Raw genomic sequence first — 21,582 nt, 5'->3', positions numbered from 1 at the left:
GTAATACCCCACCGAAAGAGTTTTTATTGGTTAACTGATAAGCTTTAATCCTATAGCGGCAGACAGGATCATCGCAATGAACACGATCCGGCGCCAGTCTGCTGACTCATTATAAATCAGAATCCCAATCAAAGCACTGCCAACGGTCCCTATTCCTGTCCAAACAGCGTAAGCCGTACTCATTCGAATCGTTTCCATTGCAATGGACAAAAAGACAAAGCTAATGAGGAATCCGCTAAATAAAATGAGCAATGATGATATGTTTTTATTTTGATTAACCTTATTAATTCCGATCACACCAACAACTTCACCAAAACCCGCCATCACTAAAAATATCCAAGCCATTAATGTTCAGCCTCCTTTGTTCCAGTAGTAATGGTCTTAAGACCGATTACACCACCTAGAAGCAACGCAATCAATAGTATCTTTGTCACGTTAAAGGGCTCATTAAATAAAACGATATCCAAGAGAACTGTTCCTGCAGTGCCAATTCCCGTAAATACGGCATATGTGGTTCCAACTGGAAGATTTTTGGATGCAATAATTAATAGGTGCATACTTACATAAATGCAAATCACTGTTCCAATCCAGCCAAGTGTGCTTTCTGCATGCTTCAGTCCCACGACCCAGCCAATTTCAAATAACCCCGCAAGAAATACAGTATTCCATTCTTTTTTCATGGTAGACTCCCCTTTTAAAATTGTAAAAACTATGATGCTATTTCACTCTTATAATGTCAAAAAGCCCGGGACGATATCCTTTTACAGATATCCTCCCGGGCTTTTGTCCCTCCGTGTACACATCATGCATGTGCGTTTTCTCTTGGACCAGTCCAATCTAGATTGCGGAACCCTAGAAAACTTTAATTTCTACTTAGCAGTATATTCGAAACGAAATTACTAGTCAACCATTCATATAATTGTATGGATAAAGCATACATTTACACATGGAGTTGTTTTTGGACAAGGGTGGAATGTACATGCTTAAAAAAACCGTTGCAATCCTGATTGGAAGTGTATTTATCGCACTTGGCATTAATCTATTTGTAATCCCAAATCATTTACTTGATGGCGGAATAATAGGTATCGGGTTAATTGCAAAATATGCACTAGGGTTAAAGCCAGGACTTACTATCATTATTTTAAGTCTGCCTATCTATTTGTTTGCATGGAAATATGTAAGATCATATTTCTATAATGGTATCCACGGACTATTAATCAGTTCGTTCTTTATAGACCTTTTCCATCCATTATCACACGTCGCTTCCTACCCTATTTTAATTTCTTCACTTAGTGGAGGCATATTAATAGGGATTGGAATCAGTTTTTTGCTTGCGACCAAATCAAGCGCTGGTGGAACAGATTTATTAGCGTTAATGGTTTCAAAAAAAACTCAGATTAATGTAGGTGTTCTGATTTTTATCATTGATATTGTTGTCATATTCCTTGGCTGGCTATTAATTCCTAACGCACACGTGATTTATTCCGGAATTATGATTATTGTTGTTGGACTTACAACATCCGTTATCACCTCGATTTCAGATTAGGAAAGCAGTTAAAGGGACAACCCTTTAACCGCTTTTTGTTCATTTTAATTTCTCTTTTTTAAGCATTTTAACAAATGCAATGAGCATCAGTAACAGTATTACAGTAAACGGCAGTGCAGATACAAGTGATGCAGTTTGCAATGCATTTAGCCCACCAGCAATTATTAAGACAACAGCAATTGCTGTAATTAATGTTCCCCAGATGATCTTACCTGAAAGACCTGGGTTAAGACTGCCTTTTGAAGTCATACTGCCTAGGATATAAGTAGCAGAGTCGGCTGATGTTACCAGGAAGGTAAAGATTAAAAAGATAGCCAGTACGGACATAATATCTGGTAATGGCAGCCCAGCGAATGTTTTAAATAGCGCTACTGATAAATCACTGTTTACTGCTTCAGCAATTTTTGTGCCATTGTTCAAGTCACTAAATAACGCTGTACCGCCGAAAGCCGCGATCCATAAACAAGCAATTGCCGGTGGAACAATTAACACCCCAAACACAAATTCCCTGATCGTTCTGCCTTTCGAGACGCGGGCAACGAAGGCACCCACAAATGGTGACCATGCAATTGCCCATGCCCAGTAGAAGATGGTCCAATCACGTACCCACGTTTCTCCAGTGTACGGCGACAACCGTAAACTGTATTGCACGAAATTAGCAAGGTAGTCACCAAGTCCCAATACGAATGTATTTAAAATAAATACAGTTGGACCGGTAAAGAAGACAAACAGTAGAAGTAAGAGACAAAGGCCAAGGTTTAAATTACTAAGCCATTTAATTCCTTTATTAAGTCCTGTACTTGATGACAGCAAATAAAACAACAACATAATCCCGGCTATCGCTATTTGTATCCATAGTGAATCCGGAACATTAAAGACAGTCTTAAGACCACCATTCATTTGCAATATACCCAGCCCTAATGATGTTGCTACACCCATAACTGTCGCAATAACAGCCAATGAATCTATCGTTGTAGCAATACCTTTGTTTTTACCTATTACGGGCTTAATCGAAGTAGAAATTAATCCTTTTTTCCCTTTCTTAAACTGTAAGAAAGCAATTACCAGTCCTACAATTGCAAATACGGACCATTGACTGACACCCCAGTGGAAAAAGGCATACCCCATTGCCACTCTGGCTGCCTCTTCTGACTGAGCTTCCAGTCCAGGAAAAGGTGTGTTGAAAAAATGGCTCATTGGTTCTGCAACACCCCAGAATACTAATCCTGCACCAAATCCTGCAGAAAATAGCATGCCAATCCAAGTGAAAAATGGATATTCCGGGCGGGAGTCGGCTGGACCGAGTCTTACCTTTCCATATTTAGTAATCGATATTGCAATTAAAAACAGAACAAAAATAAATACTGCTAATAAATAAAACCAACCAAAGTTAATAGTAGTAAAACCAAATAAAGCCTCAGCCCCAACCTTAAACTTACCAGGCCAGATGGCTCCAATTAAAACCAATAATGCCACAATTATTACAGATATAAAAAATACTGGATTTTTATATGTATGTTTTTCCATAACAAGTCCTTTCTATAACGAATTTTTTGATTAGCCGACCACTATGTATTTTGTTTAATTGGAAAATTAAACTAGGTAACTATTACCGTTTTTAACAGATTTTAAACCTGATTATTGCTAAAAAGGCCCAATTCAATTAACGGAAATAGCCTTTGGACTGTATTTGCGTGGATGTGGATCGTATTCCACCTGTTTTGGATTGTATTTACCCTCTATCGGACAACATTTACCCTGATTTGGTAATAAAAAAAAGGATACTAATCGACGCGCGATTAGCATCCCAAAACATACTACTGAATCTGTTTCTATACGACGCCCTAATAAGCAACTATTCTTTATCAAACAATCCTTCTGAAATGAATTCGCCTACTTCCTTACGGTTAGATGGCTTTTCCCTGTCATGAAATTTTTCGTCCAATAATTCTTTTCCGCCCATATAACCAATTGCAACAACCGCTTGAATGGCATAGTTGTCAGGAATTTGCAACACCTCCCGTGCTTTCTCCCTGTCGAAACCTCCCATACCATGTGTAACAAGCCCTTTACGGGTAGCTTCTAGTGCTAAATAACCCCATGCCGCGCCTGTATCGAAAGCATGTGTAACATTGTCACCAGATCGTTCCGAGTCCATTTTTGATGTAATGGCTAGTAAAACCGGTGCCCGCTTACACCACGCTACATTGTTTTCATTAATAAAGGTTAGAAACTTATTTCGATCTTTATCGTTACGCGCCACAACAAAATGCCATGGCTGCATATTTGCCGCAGAAGGTGCCCAGCGAGCTGCTTCAAATACACTGTGCAGAACACTTTCCGGTACTTCTTTATCTAAAAATGATCGTGGTGACCATCTTTGTAAGTAGATTGGATCAATATCATGTGCCGCTGTACGATGTTCCTTTACATTTTTCATAAAAAGTTAACTCCTTCTCCGTGTAATTATCGCAAGTTGAAATTCCACGTACCATTATACTTGATAAACTTACTAAATGGAACCTTTTTACTTTTAGTAATTCACATAAAAGGGTCATGAGGGATAATAAAAAAGACCTACCCTTATCAGAAGGATAGATCCTTTAACAATTATTATATTAGCGTACGCGACGAACATGTCCAGCAAAATGATCTGCCCAATAACCACTAGTCATATTTGCAACTGCCAAGCCTGTTGAATTTTGAGCGCCGATAAATTTACCGCCACCAAGGTAGATACCTACATGGCCATTTGTTTTATACGTATTAAAGAATACTAGATCACCAGGTTGAGCGTTACTGTAGGAAACCTTGCTTCCAACGCTTTGAAGTGCTGATGTACTTGATGGAAGTGAAATACCACCTTGTCTAAATGCCCATGCTATAAATCCAGAGCAATCAAATCCACTTGGACTTTCACCATTCCAAACATATGGTGTTCCAATATATGGGAATCCAGCATTGATTGCAGCACTTACCCCACCGCTACCAGAATGCGAAACACTTGGTTCACTTTGTGTAGTCTTCTTTTGTTCTGAATCAGATGAACTTTTACTGCTTAATGTAGCCAACTTACCTGAATCATCATTAGTATCGTTTTGATGATCCTTCTCAGCATCTGCTACTTCGGCTGCTGCTACTGCACGTTCCTGCTCGATATTTTTTTGAGCAATACTATCGCTAACTTCTGTTTCAATCGCCGCAAGTGAACTATCTTTGATTTGCAGTTCTTCTTTCATTGCTACAAGATTTTCTTTTTTATCTTTTAACTCTGCTTTTGCCTCTTCATTTTTTTCTTTTTGAACTAAAATTGTTTCTTTCATACCTTCAAGTTCTGTTTTCATTTCTTTTAAATCTTCCAGTTTTTTCTCAACTTTATCCTGTTTTTCTTCAACTTCTTTTTTTGCTTTTTCTTGTTCTTTCATTAATTCTTCGTCGGAATTAGTTATTTTATTTACTGCTGAAACTCGGCTGATAAATTCGCCAAAACTTTTAGAACCAAAAATTACATCCATATAACCTATATTGCCACCGCTTTTTTGGTAGGAAACAATCCGGTCTTTTAGAATTTCATATCTCGCTTCGATTTCGTCTTCCAGTGTTTTAACTTCTTCTTCTAATTTATTCACTTTGTCTTTTGTATCATTTACTTTTACTTTTGTTTCGTCCATTTTAGCCTGATTTTGTTTTAACGCCTTTTCGACCTTCTCAATTTTGTTATTGCGTTCCTTTAAATCTATCATTACGTCTGCAATTTTGGCTTCAGCATCTGATAGATTTGCTTTTACGGATGATCGTTCATTATGTACTTCTGATTGCTTGCTTTTTAAATCTGACATTGATTCTGCATGGACTGTACTATTTACAAACATACTTCCAACACCAACCACCGCTACAGTAGTTAGAGTAACTATTGACTTTTTCAATTACTATTCCCCGCTTCCCCTATTTCACACCTGAATGACTGTCTCTCTCTATGTCTGCTATGTAAAGGTGATCGATAATTAATATAATATGTATGTTGCTATCATTTTCTTAGGCAATTAGTAGTATAACATCTGAAAATGACATGAATGTAATAGTAATATTACAATTATATTTCAATTGTGATGAATTCTACCTTTTTATTACATATTTTGTAAAAATGATGGAGAGAAATTGGTTTAAACGATTAAACAAAAAAGGCTTTCCCGCTTTAACGTGGTAAGCCTTCTATGCATAATCCTATCGTTTTATCACTTTGCAACATCGTCCAAGAAGATGCGACAACATCCGGGAAATACCGCCACATTCAGTCAAACCAGCCTTTTTTTCTAAACCATACATACATGCCTATAGAAATAATAAGCATGATCAGCCAAACGACTAAATACCCATATTTTTCATCGAGTTCGGGCATAAATGTGAAATTCATCCCATAAATACCGACAATAAATGTCAGCGGCATAAAAATTACTGAGATAACTGTTAACACCTGCATCGTCCGATTCGTTTGATGTGCATTCAAGGATAAATAGCTGTCTCTTATATCCTGTGTCATTTCTCTGTTGGATGCGATAATGTCTGCCACTTTTATTAAATGGTCGTGAATATCTGCAAAGTATTCCTTTCGTTCATGTACTCCGTCTAAATGATGGGTATTTAGAATACGGTACAATAAATCGCGCATTGGGTGAACGGTCTGACGAAGGGTCAACAGTTCGCCTCTCCGATCAAACAGTTGTTCCAACAGCTCTTCCATCGACAATTTGTTTGTATTGTCTTCTATTGCATTAATATGATCCTCAATTTCATATACCATTGGAAAATATTGATCAACTACGAAATCAAGCAGTTGATAAAAAACATAATACTCATCCATTACCGCTTTATTGTTTTTCCTTTTCAGCAAGTTGCCAACTGCCTGTGTATATGTCGACCGCTCTTTATGGTAGGTAACTATATAGTGGTCACCTATAAAAATATCTATTTCCTTTTTTTCGAATGACTGCTGTGCCAGCGAATGAATTACAAAAAACGTATGGTCGTCATAATAATCAAGCTTGGGGCGCTGCAAATCATGCATACAATCTTCTACCGCCAGCGGATGAAACCGAAAATAAGATTCCAGAAGTTTCGTTTCCGTTTCAGTAGGAATTTCAAAATCTACCCAGTACCAAGCAAAATGATTCTTTTTTAGGTCATCTAAGGTAATTGTTTCAACAAATTTTTCGTTCTCACGTTGTGCATATATGGTAATCATCAAATCATACTTTCTGCATTATTTTATTAAATCTCTTTTTCCCCATTTATTATGTTTTCACACTTACCTCTGAAAGTTGCAATTTATATCTATTACTGGAAAAATAGAAAAGAAACCAACATACATGCAAGGAGTCTAACAATGAAAAGATTGCAATTTGCTGGCAGCAGAGTGATTAAAACTGGTGTCGCTATTTTCTTAACGGCCTGGATATGCGAGCTTCTAAACTGGCCGCCGGTGTTTGCGGTAATTACCGCCATTGTTACCATAGAGCCAACCGTTTCTGATTCTATTAAAAAAGGCATCATTCGATTTCCTGCTTCGGCAATCGGATCTGCGTATGCAGTGCTCTTTATATCATTATTTGGGAATTCGCCAATTACATACACATTTGCAGCTGTATTTACTATTGCAACATGCTTTAAATTCAATCTGCATGCTGGATTATTAGTGGCAACACTAACATCTGTTGCAATGGTAGAGGTCATACACAGCAATTATCTTATTTCCTTTTTTATTCGTCTTGGCACAACGACAACTGGTTTGCTTGTGTCCACAGTTGTTAACATGGTTATTTTACCACCTGATTACACCAATGAAATTAAAAAAAGTGTGCAGGCTACTGCGAATGATACAGGAATTCTATTCCAAAAAATATTTACTAGTATCCTGGATAAACAGCCTGATAAAAACATCCTTCATAACGAAATGATTTTTAAGATAGACAGACGATCAAATCGAATTGAAACACTTATACGATTTCAAAAGAATGAAGCAAAATATCATCCTCTGGTTGAAACAAAAAGGGCAATGTTTCTAAGTACGGAGAAACAATTGGTCCAATTACGCTTGATTCAGTATCATTTAAATAATGTGCTGAGCACACACTTACTGAATTTCTCCTGGTCGCAGGATGAATGTGACATTATTAAGAGGGCAGTAAAAGATTTGGCGGACAGCTTACAGAATCCAGGAAAATACCAGGAAAAGGAGCATCTCGTCCAGATTGATTTGTTAATGAATCAATTTTGGGAAGATAATGAGGGGATTACAGCTAATAATGAGCAGCATACGACCCACTTTACACCTGAATTAATCATTTTATACGAATTGGTATCTATTTTTAACTTGGTTACCAAGTATTACAACAATTTCGAAGACGAAAAGGAAGCACAAGCCAACTAAATGGCCTGTGCTTCCCCTTTGCACTTTAAAAGCTTTTAAAAAATCTAACGGTTAAATTGTTCAGTTTCAGTTGATCCTTTCAATGCTACGGTTGATGAAGTGCCTCCTGAAATAACCTGTGCCACCTCATCAAAATAACCTGTTCCCACCTCCCGTTGATGACGGGTCGCGCTATAGCCATATTGTTCACTTGTGAATTCAGCCTGTTGTAATATGGAGTATGCAGCCATTCCTTTTTGGCTGTAATTCCGGGCTAATTCAAACATACTGTGATTGAGTGCATGGAATCCGGCAAGTGTAACGAACTGGAATTTATACCCCATTTTTCCTAAATCGTCCTGAAAGCTTGCAATTTCTTCATCTGATAGCTTGCTTTTCCAATTGAACGATGGGGAACAATTATATGCCAACAATTTATTAGGGAATTTTTCATGAATTGCATCAGCGAATTGTTGTGCTTCTTTCAAGTTTGGTTCTGATGTTTCACACCAAACCAGATCCGCATATGGTGCATATGCTAGGCCGCGGGCAATCGCCTGGTCGATACCGGCTTTTGTTTTAAAGAATCCTTCCGTTGTTCTTTCACCAGTAATAAATGGCTTATCATATGGATCCACATCACTAGTGATTAGGTTGGCAGCATTCGCGTCTGTGCGTGCAATAATTAGTGTAGGTGTGCCCATCACATCCGCAGCGAATCGTGCAGCAATCAAATTTCTAACAGCGGTTTGTGTTGGCAGCAACACTTTGCCTCCAAGATGTCCACATTTTTTCTCTGATGACAGCTGATCCTCAAAGTGAACGGCGGATGCTCCCGCTTCAATCATCGCCTTCATCAATTCAAAAACATTTAATTGGCCGCCAAATCCAGCTTCCGCGTCGGCTACAATTGGAGCAAACCAATCTACATCACTATTATCCTCCGCAAAATGAATTTGGTCTGCCCGTTCCAACGCCTGGTTTATGCGTTTAACCACATTCGGTACACTATCGACTGGATATAAACTCTGATCCGGATACATTTGACCTGCTTGGTTTGCATCTGCCGCTACCTGCCACCCGCTTAAGTATATAGCTTTCAATCCCGCCTTCACCTGTTGTACTGCCTGATTTCCTGTCAGCGCACCAAGAGCGTTTACATATGTTTCTCTGTTCAACAGCTTCCAGAATTTTTGCGCTCCAAGTTTGGCTAAGGAATGCTCCCTATCTATTGATCCACGCAAGCGAATTACATCTTCCGGGCTGTAGGGACGTTCAACACCTACCCAACGTAAATCTTCATTCCATTCTTTTTTCAACTTTTCAATTCGCGCTTCCTTCAATTTTCATTCCCCCTCTAAAATAATATTACTGTGTTATAAATCAGAAGTCCAAATGATTAGTTGTTATATAACATTATAACCAAAAAAATTTATTCATTTCTTTTTGATAGGCAATGTTCACATTCCTGCATAAAGCTTTTTTCAATGTGTTTCCCGCACTCTGTACATATGAACGTTTCTTTAGTATGTTCCATGAAATACCCCTCCTCGCTTTTATATAACAGTTATGTTATTTATATTTTGTTATAATACAGTCTATGATTAATTTCTGAAAAATGCAACCCCTTTTTTGAAAAAATGCAAAAAAAAAAATGAAGAACATTTTAAATAATCCTGTCCTTCATTCATCAGATGAGACTAAATCATGCCTAAATGCATATATAACAGCTTGGGTGCGATCTTGCACTTCCAGTTTGCCAAGTATATTACTGACATGGACTTTCACTGTTTTTAATGCGATAAACAGCAAATCGGCGATTTCCTGATTAGTCTTTCCCTGAGCGATTAACAATAATATTTCCATTTCTCTTGCGGTTAACTGATCATGCAGCTGTTCAGCCGGTTTTGATCTCATTCGCGTCATAATTTTTCCGGTAACTTCTGGTTCTAATATAGATTGTCCGTTATGTGTTGAGCGGATTGCTTTAGCTATTTCACTTGCCTTTGACGTTTTTAACATATAGCTTGTTGCTCCTGCTTCAAGTGCAGGATAAACTTTTTCATCATCAAGAAAGCTAGTAACAATGATAACCTTCGCCTCGGGCCAGTTCTCAATTATTTGTTTTGTTGCTTCGATACCGTCCATTTCTTTCATGACAAGATCCATTAAAATAACATCCGGCTTTAAAGTTAAGGCCATTTCAACAGCTTCTCCACCGTCATCGGCTTCCGCAACCACTTCAATGTCAGGCTGGGCAGACAAATAAGCCGACACCCCAATTCGAACCATTTCATGGTCATCCGCAAACAGTACTTTAATCATCGCTTTCATCCTCTTTTTTAACTCTTGGAATTTTCACTTCTACCCGTGTTCCTTCATTCGGTAAACTAATAATTTTACATGTTCCACCTATTTCGTTTGCTCTTTCACTCATGTTCTGAATTCCATATGAACTCGCCCGCACTCTTTCAACGTTAAATCCTATTCCATTATCCACAATTCGTAAAATAACACTATCATCCCGTTCAATTAACATAGCATCAAGCGTTGTTGCTTTTGCATGTCTTAGTGTGTTCGACACGGATTCCTGTAAAATTCGGAATAACTGATCCTCCACTCCTTTTTCAACCTGAAATTGTTCAACTTTCCATTCAATCTTCATTGGTACCTTTTGTCTTAATTCAAGCAGCAGTTCCTCAACCCCCTCCTGCAGCGATTGACCCTTTAGAGCCACAGGTCTCAGATGCAGCAGCAATGCTCTCATTTCTAATTGTGATTGATGAATCATGTTTTCAACCATCCCAAGCTGCCGTTTTCTTGTCTGCTCGTCAGATGAGCCTTCTTCATTGATAGCTGACATCATCATGGAGGCGGCAAATAATTGTTGACTCACCGAATCATGCAGCTCCCTAGCTAAGCGGTTTCTTTCCTGGACAACAACTTCCTGCAGGCTTTTTTCACGCTCATTTGCACGTTCAGTTACCATTCGCTGGGACTGTTCCGCCTGTACCCTGAATTTTTCCTGAACTTGATTGATTCGCATTTGTATTGCCTGTAATTCCTTATATGACTCGTCGTCCGTTGTTAACTTTTGCCCTTTAACAAGTTCATCCAGTTGCCGGTCAATCCTATGAAGACGCTGGCGCCAGTATGAACCTGTTGATATACCAATGATCAAACCGGCAGTGATTGGGATGAGGGAAATTACGAACACGTAAGGAATATCGGCAATTTTTCTATTGAATAATAATGCAAAATTATCCAATGGAAAAACAATCAAGGTGATGCCAATAATTACGATGGAAACAAGGAAACTGAATAAAACTGCTGTTACAATATGACGCAAAACGATATTCATATACGTTTCACCTCGATGTCCCCAGAAATTAGCGAGGTGATAATTTTGATACGAGGAAGATGCGAATTATCGTATTCCTCTGTACGGTATAATAAAGACTGATTCATTAGATTTCGTTCTTGTGTGCCAAAGATATGTGCACGGCCAAAAATTGAACTGTGGTGAATACTAACCTCAACTTCATACGGAACATAAATTTCAATGTTTCCCACAATATGGCGAATCGAAATAACTGCTATATCATCCGGTAAAACGGTATTGCTTAAGTCAATCACTCTGTCACCATATATACCGTGAATATTGATGTCATTCCATGGATATGCATGATCCTTCGTTTGTTGATCACCAAACAGTTTATGATCAAATAACGGCCGCGTCCTGACAATGTTCTCCTGATTAGCACCAATATCAGTTTCCAGACCCGGTTGAATTTGCTCGGGCTCTTTCTTTGATTTTGAATAATTAATGATAAATAAAACGATAAAGGCAATGATGAGAAACCTTACTGCCATCATATTGAACACAGCAAATGCAAGGCCAATTATGCCAATCCAGAAGGAAATTTTCCCCCATAATCGATAAAACCTTTTCCAGCCGACATAAATGAATAAGCCGCAAAACAAAGCGGAGATGATCATACCCCCGCCAAAAAAGGCAATTTCTATGATAAAAAGGATCACCCCAATAATCAAAATCCAGTTCAATGTATCTGTTGATAGACGCCGAAACATAAGGTGACCCCCTTCTTGATAGTATGTATCGGAAAAGACGCAGTACGCTGCGCCTCTTCAGTATATCATTTTTTTATCATAAGCTGCATTCAAACCTTAATTCGTATCTGCTTTTGACTGATTCATTTCTTTTTCAAGTTTTTCAATCTTGCTGTCAAAGGTGTTTCGGTAATACGAGCTTTTTACTTTGAATTCCAAGTCTTCGATATACCGTTCCATCTCTGCAAAACGAGCCAATGGTTTCTCCGAAGAATGGTCAACAACCCGATTGATTTGGTGGTTTGCATGAGCTACATTTTCCCGGCCCATTAACTCCATGCGGCGTAAATGCATATCCTTTAATTTGTACTTCATCTCTTCGTATTTTTGTTCCAGCATCTCCAATTGTTCAACAGATTCGGCCCGGGATGCTTTTAATCTATTTGCTCGTGCTTGATATTCTTCATGTTCCTTCATAGCGAATTCCCGCATTTCTTCTTCGCCAGCTTTTTCGGCTATATTGGCCTGTCTCAATCGTTTATCAGCAAGGTCCTGGGCCCGGTGATATTCACTTGTAAATTCATCTTTTAGTCGATACTGACGTTCAACAAGTTTTCTCACTTTCTCTTTTTCCTGTTCACTTTGACGCAAGTATTGATTTAATGCTGCAATTGGATTTTTCTGTTCCTTTTGATCCATCATATTATGAAGGTCTGCCGAAATGGAATCCTTCATTCTAGTAAAGATGTTTGTCATCATAATTCGCTCCTTTTAATTATTTAATTCAGCCCATTGCCGTTCAAAATTTTTAAATGGGTCGTCCTCTTCAACCTTTTCATAACCAGCTGCTTCCGTCTTATCATTCTTCCAATTTTTGATGATCAGATACAATGCATAAGCAGCCACTACACCAATAACCGCATAGATATTAGAAAAAGCAATTCCAAGTACAATTAATCCTGCGATGACCCAACCAACTTTTCCAATAGTTGAATCGCTTTTGGCAAATTGCTTAAAAATAACATACAGCAGCAAAACGCTGACAGCTAGAAAAACCATTGGTCCAAGTGTTGAAAGTAAAACCATTAAGGCCACTAGCCCTCCAACAAACAACACGAATTTTTTCATTCATTTCAGCCTCCTTTCTTTATCTTACATCCATCATACCGAGCGAACCGTTTTTACATAATGAGCCTGAGCCATATCTTTCACTAAGACCTAAGGCGTATTCCGCATATAAAAAAATAAATGAGGGACTGTAACCGCTCATTTATCGATATATTTGCGCACATTTCTTATTTATTATTTGTCGCTTCGACTGCTAGAAACAGTCCCTTGTAATAATAATCTATTTTCCCTAAATCAATCCCGGATTCTTTCAATAATCTCAATGTATCCCGATTCAGATGACATCCATCACATACCTTTTCCCATAACGGTGTCAATGCATCCTGCAATTTAGCTAACAGCTCCTGATTCATTTTTACATGCTCAAAAATAAAAATTCCAGCCCCAGGTTTACACACTCTTTGGATTTCCTTCAATGCTTGCTTAGGATTCGGAATCGTACAAAAGACAAGTGTGGCTACCACGGAATCAAAGGTATTGTCCGCAAATGGAAGCTTCTCTGCATTAACTTGATGTAACCGAATCGATACTTTCGAATTTCGTATAGATTTATGTGATAAATCACTCATTAATGGGTTGGGCTCAATTGCATCAACCTGATCAACATTAAGATAATATGAAAAATTAACCCCAGATCCCGAGCCGATTTCTAATACCCTTCCAGTAGCTTTTCCTATCAGCCTGGCTCGAATTTTTTTGAATCTGGTGTTTTCGAGAGGCTTCATGGCTATATCGTAAAACCTAGGAAACCATTTTCCCATCCCTGCTTCACCTCAATCTACTATTTTATGTAGTGTTTAGAAACCTTGGCTTGTCGCCAAGAACTAATAACGGAATCCGTAGACGTTTTTATTCTTTACACCGATAAAGGAATGATTTCTTAAAGTGAAAAAAGCTGATTCCCAAAATGGAACCAGCTCAATATAATTAAGCTACAACATCATAGCCCTGATCTTCAACCGCTTGACGCATATCATCTGTTGAAGTTTTGGCCTGATCATACGTAACGTTTACTTTACCACTGCTTAAGTCTACCTCAACACTTGTTACTCCATCCAATTCTCTCAGTGCACCTTCAACTGAAGATTTGCAGTGGCCACAAGTCATGCCTTTAACATTTAACGAAATTTCCATTATAAATTTCCCCTTCCAATATTTGTTTTTATATTTTGGCTCTCTTTAAACGAAGTGAATTGGTAACTACACTTACTGAACTAAATGCCATGGCAGCACCGGCAACCCACGGAGCCAACAATCCAATAGCGGCAATTGGGATTCCTGCGCTGTTATATGCAAAAGCCCAGAATAAATTTTGACGGATGTTCTTAATTGTTGCTTTGCTCATCTTGATTGCCTTTGGTATCAGTAATAATTCCCCGCCTAGGATCGTTACATCTGCTGCTTCTATAGCAACCTCGGTCCCTGTTCCAATTGCAATTCCGATATCCGCAATTGCTAATGCTGGTGCATCGTTTACACCATCACCAACCATTGCCACCTTTTTACCTTGTTGTTGAATCCCTTTTACTTGATTTGCCTTCTCTTCAGGCAGAACCTGTGCAATTACTTTATCAATACCTACCTGCTTGGCAATTGCCTGCGCCGTCCGCTCATTATCTCCTGTCAGCATGATTACCTCAAGATCTAGTGTTTTCAATTCTTCAATCGCCTGTACGGCCGATTCTTTAATTGTATCCGCTACTGCAATAAGTCCTTGATACTCACCATTTACTGCAACTAACATGGCGGTCTTGCCGTTTGTTTCATAATCAACTAATTCAGATTCGACATGACTTACATCAATACCATTGTCATTCATTAATTTCCTGGTACCTACATGCACCTGTCTGCCAGAAATCATCGCTTGAATACCATGTCCCGGTATTGCTTTGAAATCATCTGTATCGACTAACGTTATATTTTTTTCTGTTGCATACGCTACAATTGCCTCCGCTAGAGGATGTTCCGAGCCTTTTTCGGCACTCGCTAATAGCCGAAGTGTATCATCATCACCGGTAAAATCCGTTACTTCTGGTTTACCTTTTGTAATAGTCCCTGTTTTATCAAAAATAATTGCATTTAGCTGGTGTGTACGTTCTAAATGTTCGCCACCTTTAAATAAAATCCCATTTTCGGCTGCTTTCCCTGTTCCCACCATAATGGAAGTTGGGGTGGCTAAACCAAGTGCACATGGACAAGCGATGACTAGAACTGCAATCCCTGCTACTAAGGCAGGTTCGAATTCTCCAGGAGAAACAAACACAATCCAGATAATAAAGGTTAGAGAAGCAATTCCTACTACAATTGGAACAAAATATCCGGAAATGATGTCGGCCAATCGCTGGATAGGTGCCTTTGAACCTTGTGCATCCTCTACCGCTTTAACAATGGATGCAAGCGCAGTATCTTTGCCAACCTTCGTAGCTTCCATTTCTATTGTTCCATTTTTATTAATCGTTGATCCAATAACACTCGCTTGAATGTCCTTTTCTATCGGGATAGATTCTCCCGTTATCATCGATTCATCGACTGAAGTCCTACCCTTTACCACAATACCATCGACGGGTATCTTTTCCCCTGGTTTAACAACCATTCGGTTTCCAACGATAACATCTTCTATTGGTACCATTATTTCCTCGCCATTTCTAATGACACGCGCCTGTTTCGCCTGCAAATTAAATAGTTTGGAAATTGCTTGTGTTGTTTTACTTTTTGCACTAGTCTCCAAGTACTTTCCAAATAGGATTAGTGTGATTAAAATTGCACTTGTTTCGAAATACAGATGTGGCATGTAACCAGGATTACCTATGGTTTTAAAAGCCTCAAATAAACTGTAGAAATAAGCTGCGCTTGTTCCTAAAGCAACCAGCACATCCATATTAGCGCCACCATTACGCAAGTTTTTGTATGCTCCAACGTAGAATTGCCAGCCAATGATAAATTGCACGGGAGTTGCTAGGGCGAGCTGGAACCACGGATTCATGAATATTTCTGGTAAGCCCACCCCAAACAGGTGAACAAGCATGGTGACCAATAATGGTGATGATAACACAGCAGAAGTAATTAGCTTCGCCCTCATTTGTTTAAGCTGTTTTTCTTTATGTGATTGTTTCTCTCCATTATCTGCCTTCACTTTTGCATCGTATCCAAGCTTCTGGATTTTACTGATGATATCTGCTTCTCCCATCAAGCCAGAATTATATTCGACAGATGCACTTTCATTGGCTAAATTTACACTTGCCTGCTTTACACCCTTCTGCTTATTTAGCACTTTTTCAATTCGTGTGGAACAAGCAGCACACGTCATGCCAAGTACATCAAATTCAGCCATATCCGTTTGAACACCATAGCCTGCCTTTTCTATCTTGCCAGTAATATCATCCAAGGAGGTTGCAGTCGGATCATATGCTACATCAGCTTTTTCTGTAGTTAAGTTAACCTGTGCCTCAACACCATCCATTTTATTTAATACTTTTTCAATTCTGGAAGAGCATGCGGCACAAGTCATCCCTGTAACACCAATCGTATTATGTTTTATTTCAGCCACCTTAATCACCCTCCTTACCTAGAAAACTGTTTCATCACTTCCATTAATTCGTCAATCGCATCGTTTCCCTCACCTGACTTCACTGCATCACTCACACAATGTTTGGTATGTCGTTCCGCAACGGTAAACCCGACCTTTTTTAAGGCTGCATTTATTGCACTAATTTGAACCATAATATCTATACAATAACGATCTTCTTCAACCATCTTTTGAATACCGCGGACCTGGCCTTCGATTCGCTTCAAACGATTGACTACTGCCTGCTTTTCATCAACAGTTCTAGGCTTTACTGGTTGATCACGTAAATATTTATCCAAATGGATCACTTCCTTGTTCATTTATATTTATACTATACCCCCCTATAGTATAAATGTCAATTAAAAAGATTACTATTAAATTTGCGAATTACTGTGTGAAAGCGTGGACCTCGGGGAAAACTACGGAAGCGCACAATTGCCTTACGAAACATAGAAAAGCCCAATCTCCAAAACCAGAAAATTGGGCTCCTTAAAATTTAACTTCTATCTTTGTCCGCCTTCAATTCACTTCCGGTAACCCATTTATGATTCGTCACTTTGTCTCCGCCATTTGTAGGCATATAATCAATCATGTATACAGTAGTTTGTTTAGCGGAATCAATTGTAGCAGTTGCGCCATCCATCCCTTTCATATGGGATGCTGTTATTGTGACCTCGGTTCCAGGTTCCAGTGGTTCCGTATCAGCGCCTTCAATTTCCTCCTGAATAACCCATTTATGATTTTCCACTTTTTCCCCACCAGTAGTTGGCGTATATGAAATAACATATGCGGTTGTATCATATGCACCAACAATTGTAGCCTCCGCACCTTTCATTCCTTCCATATGGTCTGTTGTAATAAATGCCTGAGACCCTACTGCATACTTTGGATTTTCTGCTACTTCCAATCCATCTGGAACTTCATCTGAGCCAGAGTGTTCCATTTCCATATCTTCGCCGGAACTTGAATTCAATTCCACGTCTTCTTCATTTTCTTTTGAATTGTTTGCCCCATTACCGTCGTTACTGCCGCATGCAGCTAAAATTAACGCCGAAACAAGTAATATAACTGCTGCCACCATAAATCTTTTACTTTTCATGCTAATCCTCCTTAACTAAATTCTTGTTCACTAAATACTATATACCCGTTAGGGGTATAAGTAAACCACTTTGCTTATTATAGCCATATATAAGTAAATTATTAGTGAGTGAAAAAAATAGACGATGCCTAATTAGACATCGTCAGTATACTTTCTGCCAAGAGATTTTGCAGTTAAAAATATATTAAATAAATAACTACCACTAGTAAAATACGGTAAATGGCAAATGGAACCAATTTCACCTTATCAATCAGTTTCAAAAAGAACTTAATAGAAATTAATGCGAACAGAAATGCACTAACAAACCCGGCAATAAAAAACGGTAACGCATCCATCGTAAAATACTTCCAATTATCTAGTAGGGATATTCCACTTGCCCCAGCCATAATTGGCACCGCCATGATAAAAGTAAAGTCTGCGGCTGTCCGATGGCTCATTCCCGTTAATACACCACCAGACATGGTAGCGCCTGAACGCGAGAATCCAGGCCATAAAGAAAAACATTGTACCAAACCGACTGTAAGCGCTTGGCGATAGGTAATTTGATCGACAGTTGTAACGCTTGGCTCTTTTGGTGAAAAAAAGTCAGCAAAGATCATTAGAATTGAACCTATTAATAGGCCAATGAGTACTGTTTCAATTGTAAATAAATTTTCGTCAATATAGTCATCAAATAAAACACCAAGGATCCCAGCAGGAATCAGGCCGACAATTACCTGGGTTAATTTTAAGCGGCCCTGGCCTGAAGACTCTGTTTTGCCTCTGCCTAATCCTAATAGATCAATAAATCTGTTTCTAAAAACAACAACAACTGCCAAAATAGAACCAAGTTGAATAACAATCTTAAATGTGTTCGCGACATACTCAGAAGCTAAGAACTCTTTTGATTTCAGCCACAAATCATCCACGATAATCATGTGTCCAGTAGATGATACTGGTGCAAATTCGGTAAGGCCTTCAACCATTCCTAAAATGATTGCTTTTATGATTTCAATAATATCCATCCCAAGTAAACTCCTTTAATCTATCTTTTTCGTTTTACTAATCTAGTTAAATATAATAATAGACATAATACTAGTCCAGTGGCAATGATGATATAAGCGATTGTAGAATAAATATCCATGAACTGCAAAATATCTTTCCATGACTCGCCTAAGGCAGCACCGACCATGACTAAAATAACATTCCATACTATAGTTCCGATTGTAGTGAACACCAGAAAAAGCCAAAATTTCATATTTGACATGCCTGCGGGTATGGATATTAAGCTGCGGATCAGCGGAACCATCCTGCAGAATAAAACAGTCCAGTATCCATATCGGTCAAACCATGCATCTGCCTTATATATATCTTCGCGCTTAATGCGAATAATTTGTCCCCACCGGTCAATTATTTTTTCCAGACGTTCCACATCAATTAATCTACCAATTCCATACAGGACAATCGCCCCCACAATTGAGCCTGCTGTTGCGGAAACAACAACTCCAACAACGGTTAACGATGAATTTGTAGTTAGAAATCCCCCAAATGGAAGAATTACTTCTGACGGAATTGGCGGAAACACATTCTCTAATGCCATCATTAGAAATATTCCTATATAACCAAACTGCTCCATAAAGTCAGTAATCCAGTTTTCCATGTTTACCTCCGAAAATTAAAGTTTGTCCATTATTTTTATATGATTATACAAGCCGCTTTATGAAAAAATGGACAGATCAAATTAGCAATAGTGTACCATAATTGATACACATTCCGTTATTTATTACTAAAAAAAGACCTGTCCATATAAATGGAACAGACCCTTTCAAGTTTTTGTATAATTTTCACATGTAACAGTACATCTAATCTGTTAACGTTTTAAAAACAGAAATATGATCGACTTTAGGATTATCTCCCTCATCGGTTAAAATCCATTTCAACTGGTAGTTTTCACTTACCTTATAAACAAGTATAATTTGATCATGCGTTTCATCCTTGTAGTACCTTGTATCATCCGGTTCTCCTCTTACCTCTTTTAGTTTGCTCAGGTGAATATCCTGAAGGTTCAGAGCACTCGAGCGGACATCAAATATCAGTCCGTCCAGATAACCAACTGTAATATGATGCTCACTATAGGTATCGTAGCGACCTCTTGGAATTTGGGTGGAATCATCCGGTTCTCCCCATCTTTTATGAATTTCGTCTATCGTTGTTTTTCCGGCAATAATGGAAGTTTGAGGGATCCTTCCTCGTTTAGCCAGCGTGAAAATGTGATCGATTATTTCCTCTGTATTACCCTCACCAGGCTGGAATCCCTTATCCTCAATATTAGGTGATCGTGTGGATGGCATATTGTTTTTGTCCTGCTTAGTCCCTGTATCGTCAGCAGCAAAAAACCAGCTTATCAGCACTGCCGCAGCCATCAAAACAATAATGATGCCAACCTTTTTAATCATGATGAACCCTCCAAAAGTAAAGTAGTACCCAATTCCATTCTACCCTTAAAAGTATGAATTTAACGATTCTTTATTTTAATTGTAAAGGCTGTTGTTTTTGACACAAAACCTATAAACCATGACGTATGTGCTGGGTAGTTTTCGCTACGGACCGCTGTTTTCCGAAGCGGTGGACTAACACTCATATAAAGCTACGTAGCAGGTTATTATCAACTGCAGTGATATTAGCAACATGCTATGCGAAAAAGGCGATTGTAAAAAACAGCTTAGACTTGTTTAAGCTGTTTTAGAAAGTGGACTATTTGGTCAGCAAACCTGCTTTTTCTATCACCGTTCGAATCTCACTGCATGTAACATCGAAATGTGTTGTTAACCGGATAGTGTTTGGTCCAAATGAATTACCAAGAATCTTATGTTGTTTAAGTTTGTCTAAAAACTCGTGCGAGGTTAACCCTGCACCTTCAGTATTTACCAAAACGATATTGGTATCTACATTATTTCCAATGGATAGTCCTCCTACTTCCTGTAATCCGTCTGCCAGGTACCTTGCGTTCTCGTGATCCTCTGCCAAACGGTCAATCATCGTATTCAGTGCGACTAAACCTGGTGCCGCAATGATTCCGGCTTGTCTTAATCCGCCACCAAGACGTTTACGCCATTTTCGTGCTTGCTTAATAAATTCATTCGAGCCAGCAATAATGGACCCGACCGGTGCACCAAGTCCTTTAGAAAGACAAAATTGGACCGTATCTGTTTGTGCTGCGTATGCTTTTACATCTATTCCCGTAGCAACCGCTGCATTAAATAACCTGGCACCATCTAAATGGATAGGAACATGATTAGCACGTGCAATTTGATAAATCTCTTTCATGTTGTCCAGCGGAACGATCGCACCTCCAGCACGATTATGTGTATTCTCCAGACAGATGAGCCCAGTTTCCGGCATATGAATATCGTCTTCTCGAATCGCTGACTTCACAAGTTCCGGGTCCATCACACCATGATTACCGGCAATCGTTCTTGGCTGGACACCTGCAAAAGCAGAAATCGATGCCCCTTCATAGTAAAAGATATGTGATTCGGCCTCTAAGATAATTTCCTGACCTGGCTGGCAATGGGTCAAAACTGCAATCTGATTTCCTTGTGTTCCACTTGGTACAAACATTGCCGCTTCTTTTCCCAGCTTTTCAGCAGCTGTTCCTTCTAATTCTAATAGTGTTGGGTCCTCCCCATATACATCGTCCCCGACTTTGGCTTCAAAAGCCGCTTGTCTCATTTCCTTCGTTGGCTTAGTTACAGTGTCACTTCTTAGATCAATCATGCTAATCCCTC

At 38.8% G+C, this 21,582-nt stretch carries 23 protein-coding genes and 1 riboswitch; of the genes, 2 read left to right on the top strand and 21 right to left on the bottom strand.

The genetic code is table 11. The features are described from left to right. Positions 1–30 precede the first annotated feature (30 nt). Together CFK37_RS11890 and CFK37_RS11885 are read right to left on the bottom strand one after the other, a co-directional pair. Positions 31–345, bottom strand: coding sequence for a DMT family transporter (locus CFK37_RS11890; RefSeq protein ID WP_089062056.1), 315 nt, complete (start codon positions 343–345; stop codon positions 31–33). Next, positions 345–680, bottom strand: a complete 336-nt coding sequence (locus tag CFK37_RS11885; RefSeq protein WP_089062055.1) for a DMT family transporter — start codon at positions 678–680, stop codon at positions 345–347. The genes CFK37_RS11890 and CFK37_RS11885 overlap by 1 nt, the downstream gene beginning before the upstream one ends. 90 nt (positions 681–770) lie before the next feature. Next, positions 771–867: riboswitch (guanidine-I (ykkC/yxkD leader) on the bottom strand. 112 nt (positions 868–979) lie between these two features. On the opposite strand from CFK37_RS11885, the gene CFK37_RS11880 reads away from it, so the two are divergent. Next, positions 980–1,546, top strand: coding sequence for a YitT family protein (locus CFK37_RS11880; protein WP_089062054.1), 567 nt, complete (start codon positions 980–982; stop codon positions 1,544–1,546). 39 nt (positions 1,547–1,585) lie between these two features. Here CFK37_RS11880 and CFK37_RS11875 read toward each other — a convergent pair whose 3' ends face one another. The 4 genes from CFK37_RS11875 to corA form a co-directional block, all read right to left on the bottom strand. Next, positions 1,586–3,073, bottom strand: coding sequence for a BCCT family transporter (locus CFK37_RS11875; RefSeq protein ID WP_089062053.1), 1,488 nt, complete (start codon positions 3,071–3,073; stop codon positions 1,586–1,588). Positions 3,074–3,401: 328 nt separating this feature from the next. Beyond that, positions 3,402–3,986, bottom strand: a complete 585-nt coding sequence (locus tag CFK37_RS11870; RefSeq protein ID WP_089062052.1) for a nitroreductase family protein — start codon at positions 3,984–3,986, stop codon at positions 3,402–3,404. 178 nt (positions 3,987–4,164) lie between these two features. Then, entirely contained in the window at positions 4,165–5,472 is a 1,308-nt protein-coding gene (locus CFK37_RS11865) for a C40 family peptidase (protein ID WP_245837216.1), read from the bottom strand. Positions 5,473–5,837: 365 nt separating this feature from the next. Then, complete coding sequence (corA, locus tag CFK37_RS11860) at positions 5,838–6,788, bottom strand: magnesium/cobalt transporter CorA (RefSeq protein WP_089062050.1); 951 nt, start codon at positions 6,786–6,788, stop codon at positions 5,838–5,840. 141 nt (positions 6,789–6,929) lie between these two features. On the opposite strand from corA, the gene CFK37_RS11855 reads away from it, so the two are divergent. Then, positions 6,930–7,973: an aromatic acid exporter family protein gene (locus CFK37_RS11855; RefSeq protein WP_089062049.1), complete on the top strand. Its 1,044-nt coding sequence runs from the start codon at positions 6,930–6,932 to the stop codon at positions 7,971–7,973. A 44-nt stretch (positions 7,974–8,017) separates the two neighbouring features. Here the strand turns inward: CFK37_RS11855 and aceA are convergent, their stop codons facing one another. The 15 genes from aceA to ltaE form a co-directional block, all read right to left on the bottom strand. Continuing rightward, the gene (aceA, locus tag CFK37_RS11850) at positions 8,018–9,295 is read right to left on the bottom strand and encodes an isocitrate lyase (RefSeq protein ID WP_089062048.1); all 1,278 of its coding nucleotides are present in this window, start codon (positions 9,293–9,295) and stop codon (positions 8,018–8,020) included. 340 nt (positions 9,296–9,635) lie between these two features. Next, entirely contained in the window at positions 9,636–10,277 is a 642-nt protein-coding gene (locus tag CFK37_RS11845) for a response regulator transcription factor (protein WP_089062047.1), read from the bottom strand. Beyond that, positions 10,270–11,313 carry a sensor histidine kinase gene (locus CFK37_RS11840; protein WP_089062046.1) on the bottom strand — a complete coding sequence of 348 codons (1,044 nt, stop codon included), beginning with the start codon at positions 11,311–11,313 and terminating at the stop codon, positions 10,270–10,272. The genes CFK37_RS11845 and CFK37_RS11840 overlap by 8 nt, the downstream gene beginning before the upstream one ends. Continuing rightward, positions 11,310–12,044, bottom strand: coding sequence for a cell wall-active antibiotics response protein LiaF (gene liaF, locus CFK37_RS11835; RefSeq protein ID WP_089062045.1), 735 nt, complete (start codon positions 12,042–12,044; stop codon positions 11,310–11,312). The genes CFK37_RS11840 and liaF overlap by 4 nt, the downstream gene beginning before the upstream one ends. Before the next feature lie 96 nt (positions 12,045–12,140). Continuing rightward, on the bottom strand, positions 12,141–12,779 hold the full coding sequence (locus CFK37_RS11830; protein WP_089062044.1) for a PspA/IM30 family protein: 639 nt from the start codon (positions 12,777–12,779) through the stop codon (positions 12,141–12,143). 15 nt (positions 12,780–12,794) lie between these two features. Continuing rightward, complete coding sequence (locus CFK37_RS11825) at positions 12,795–13,151, bottom strand: lmo0954 family membrane protein (protein ID WP_089062043.1); 357 nt, start codon at positions 13,149–13,151, stop codon at positions 12,795–12,797. Between the two features lie 167 nt (positions 13,152–13,318). Then, the gene (locus CFK37_RS11820) at positions 13,319–13,912 is read right to left on the bottom strand and encodes a class I SAM-dependent methyltransferase (protein WP_089062042.1); all 594 of its coding nucleotides are present in this window, start codon (positions 13,910–13,912) and stop codon (positions 13,319–13,321) included. Positions 13,913–14,078: 166 nt separating this feature from the next. Further along, the gene (copZ, locus tag CFK37_RS11815) at positions 14,079–14,285 is read right to left on the bottom strand and encodes a copper chaperone CopZ (protein ID WP_089062041.1); all 207 of its coding nucleotides are present in this window, start codon (positions 14,283–14,285) and stop codon (positions 14,079–14,081) included. A 28-nt stretch (positions 14,286–14,313) separates the two neighbouring features. Next, positions 14,314–16,698 carry a heavy metal translocating P-type ATPase gene (locus CFK37_RS11810; protein ID WP_089062040.1) on the bottom strand — a complete coding sequence of 795 codons (2,385 nt, stop codon included), beginning with the start codon at positions 16,696–16,698 and terminating at the stop codon, positions 14,314–14,316. Between the two features lie 14 nt (positions 16,699–16,712). After that, positions 16,713–17,036, bottom strand: coding sequence for a metal-sensing transcriptional repressor (locus tag CFK37_RS11805; RefSeq protein WP_089062039.1), 324 nt, complete (start codon positions 17,034–17,036; stop codon positions 16,713–16,715). A gap of 176 nt (positions 17,037–17,212) precedes the next feature. After that, positions 17,213–17,815, bottom strand: a complete 603-nt coding sequence (locus tag CFK37_RS11800) for a YdhK family protein (RefSeq protein ID WP_089062038.1) — start codon at positions 17,813–17,815, stop codon at positions 17,213–17,215. Between the two features lie 173 nt (positions 17,816–17,988). Continuing rightward, the gene (locus CFK37_RS11795) at positions 17,989–18,819 is read right to left on the bottom strand and encodes an undecaprenyl-diphosphate phosphatase (RefSeq protein ID WP_089062037.1); all 831 of its coding nucleotides are present in this window, start codon (positions 18,817–18,819) and stop codon (positions 17,989–17,991) included. 20 nt (positions 18,820–18,839) lie between these two features. Then, positions 18,840–19,454, bottom strand: a complete 615-nt coding sequence (locus CFK37_RS11790) for a DedA family protein (RefSeq protein WP_089062036.1) — start codon at positions 19,452–19,454, stop codon at positions 18,840–18,842. A 202-nt stretch (positions 19,455–19,656) separates the two neighbouring features. Next, positions 19,657–20,250: a YjgB family protein gene (locus tag CFK37_RS11785; protein ID WP_089062035.1), complete on the bottom strand. Its 594-nt coding sequence runs from the start codon at positions 20,248–20,250 to the stop codon at positions 19,657–19,659. A 298-nt stretch (positions 20,251–20,548) separates the two neighbouring features. After that, positions 20,549–21,571, bottom strand: coding sequence for a low-specificity L-threonine aldolase (gene ltaE, locus CFK37_RS11780; RefSeq protein WP_089062034.1), 1,023 nt, complete (start codon positions 21,569–21,571; stop codon positions 20,549–20,551). Between the last annotated feature and the right edge of the window lie 11 nt (positions 21,572–21,582).

The sequence above is a fragment of the Virgibacillus phasianinus genome, assembly GCF_002216775.1.
Classification (GTDB): domain Bacteria; phylum Bacillota; class Bacilli; order Bacillales; family Amphibacillaceae; genus Virgibacillus_F; species Virgibacillus_F phasianinus.
The sequence above is the reverse complement of the archived record's forward strand: the minus strand, read 5'-3'. Positions and strand labels throughout refer to the sequence as shown.

Coding starts and splice junctions, on each gene's coding strand:
- CFK37_RS11890 (WP_089062056.1), bottom strand. CDS start 345: ATGGCTTGGATATTTTTAGTGATGGCGGGTTTTGGTGAAGTTGTTGGT.
- CFK37_RS11885 (WP_089062055.1), bottom strand. CDS start 680: ATGAAAAAAGAATGGAATACTGTATTTCTTGCGGGGTTATTTGAAATT.
- CFK37_RS11880 (WP_089062054.1), top strand. CDS start 980: ATGCTTAAAAAAACCGTTGCAATCCTGATTGGAAGTGTATTTATCGCA.
- CFK37_RS11875 (WP_089062053.1), bottom strand. CDS start 3,073: ATGGAAAAACATACATATAAAAATCCAGTATTTTTTATATCTGTAATA.
- CFK37_RS11870 (WP_089062052.1), bottom strand. CDS start 3,986: ATGAAAAATGTAAAGGAACATCGTACAGCGGCACATGATATTGATCCA.
- corA (WP_089062050.1), bottom strand. CDS start 6,788: ATGATTACCATATATGCACAACGTGAGAACGAAAAATTTGTTGAAACA.
- CFK37_RS11855 (WP_089062049.1), top strand. CDS start 6,930: ATGAAAAGATTGCAATTTGCTGGCAGCAGAGTGATTAAAACTGGTGTC.
- CFK37_RS11845 (WP_089062047.1), bottom strand. CDS start 10,277: ATGATTAAAGTACTGTTTGCGGATGACCATGAAATGGTTCGAATTGGG.
- CFK37_RS11840 (WP_089062046.1), bottom strand. CDS start 11,313: ATGAATATCGTTTTGCGTCATATTGTAACAGCAGTTTTATTCAGTTTC.
- liaF (WP_089062045.1), bottom strand. CDS start 12,044: ATGTTTCGGCGTCTATCAACAGATACATTGAACTGGATTTTGATTATT.
- CFK37_RS11830 (WP_089062044.1), bottom strand. CDS start 12,779: ATGACAAACATCTTTACTAGAATGAAGGATTCCATTTCGGCAGACCTT.
- CFK37_RS11825 (WP_089062043.1), bottom strand. CDS start 13,151: ATGAAAAAATTCGTGTTGTTTGTTGGAGGGCTAGTGGCCTTAATGGTT.
- CFK37_RS11820 (WP_089062042.1), bottom strand. CDS start 13,912: ATGGGAAAATGGTTTCCTAGGTTTTACGATATAGCCATGAAGCCTCTC.
- copZ (WP_089062041.1), bottom strand. CDS start 14,285: ATGGAAATTTCGTTAAATGTTAAAGGCATGACTTGTGGCCACTGCAAA.
- CFK37_RS11805 (WP_089062039.1), bottom strand. CDS start 17,036: ATGAACAAGGAAGTGATCCATTTGGATAAATATTTACGTGATCAACCA.
- CFK37_RS11800 (WP_089062038.1), bottom strand. CDS start 17,815: ATGAAAAGTAAAAGATTTATGGTGGCAGCAGTTATATTACTTGTTTCG.
- CFK37_RS11795 (WP_089062037.1), bottom strand. CDS start 18,819: ATGGATATTATTGAAATCATAAAAGCAATCATTTTAGGAATGGTTGAA.
- CFK37_RS11790 (WP_089062036.1), bottom strand. CDS start 19,454: ATGGAAAACTGGATTACTGACTTTATGGAGCAGTTTGGTTATATAGGA.
- CFK37_RS11785 (WP_089062035.1), bottom strand. CDS start 20,250: ATGATTAAAAAGGTTGGCATCATTATTGTTTTGATGGCTGCGGCAGTG.
- ltaE (WP_089062034.1), bottom strand. CDS start 21,571: ATGATTGATCTAAGAAGTGACACTGTAACTAAGCCAACGAAGGAAATG.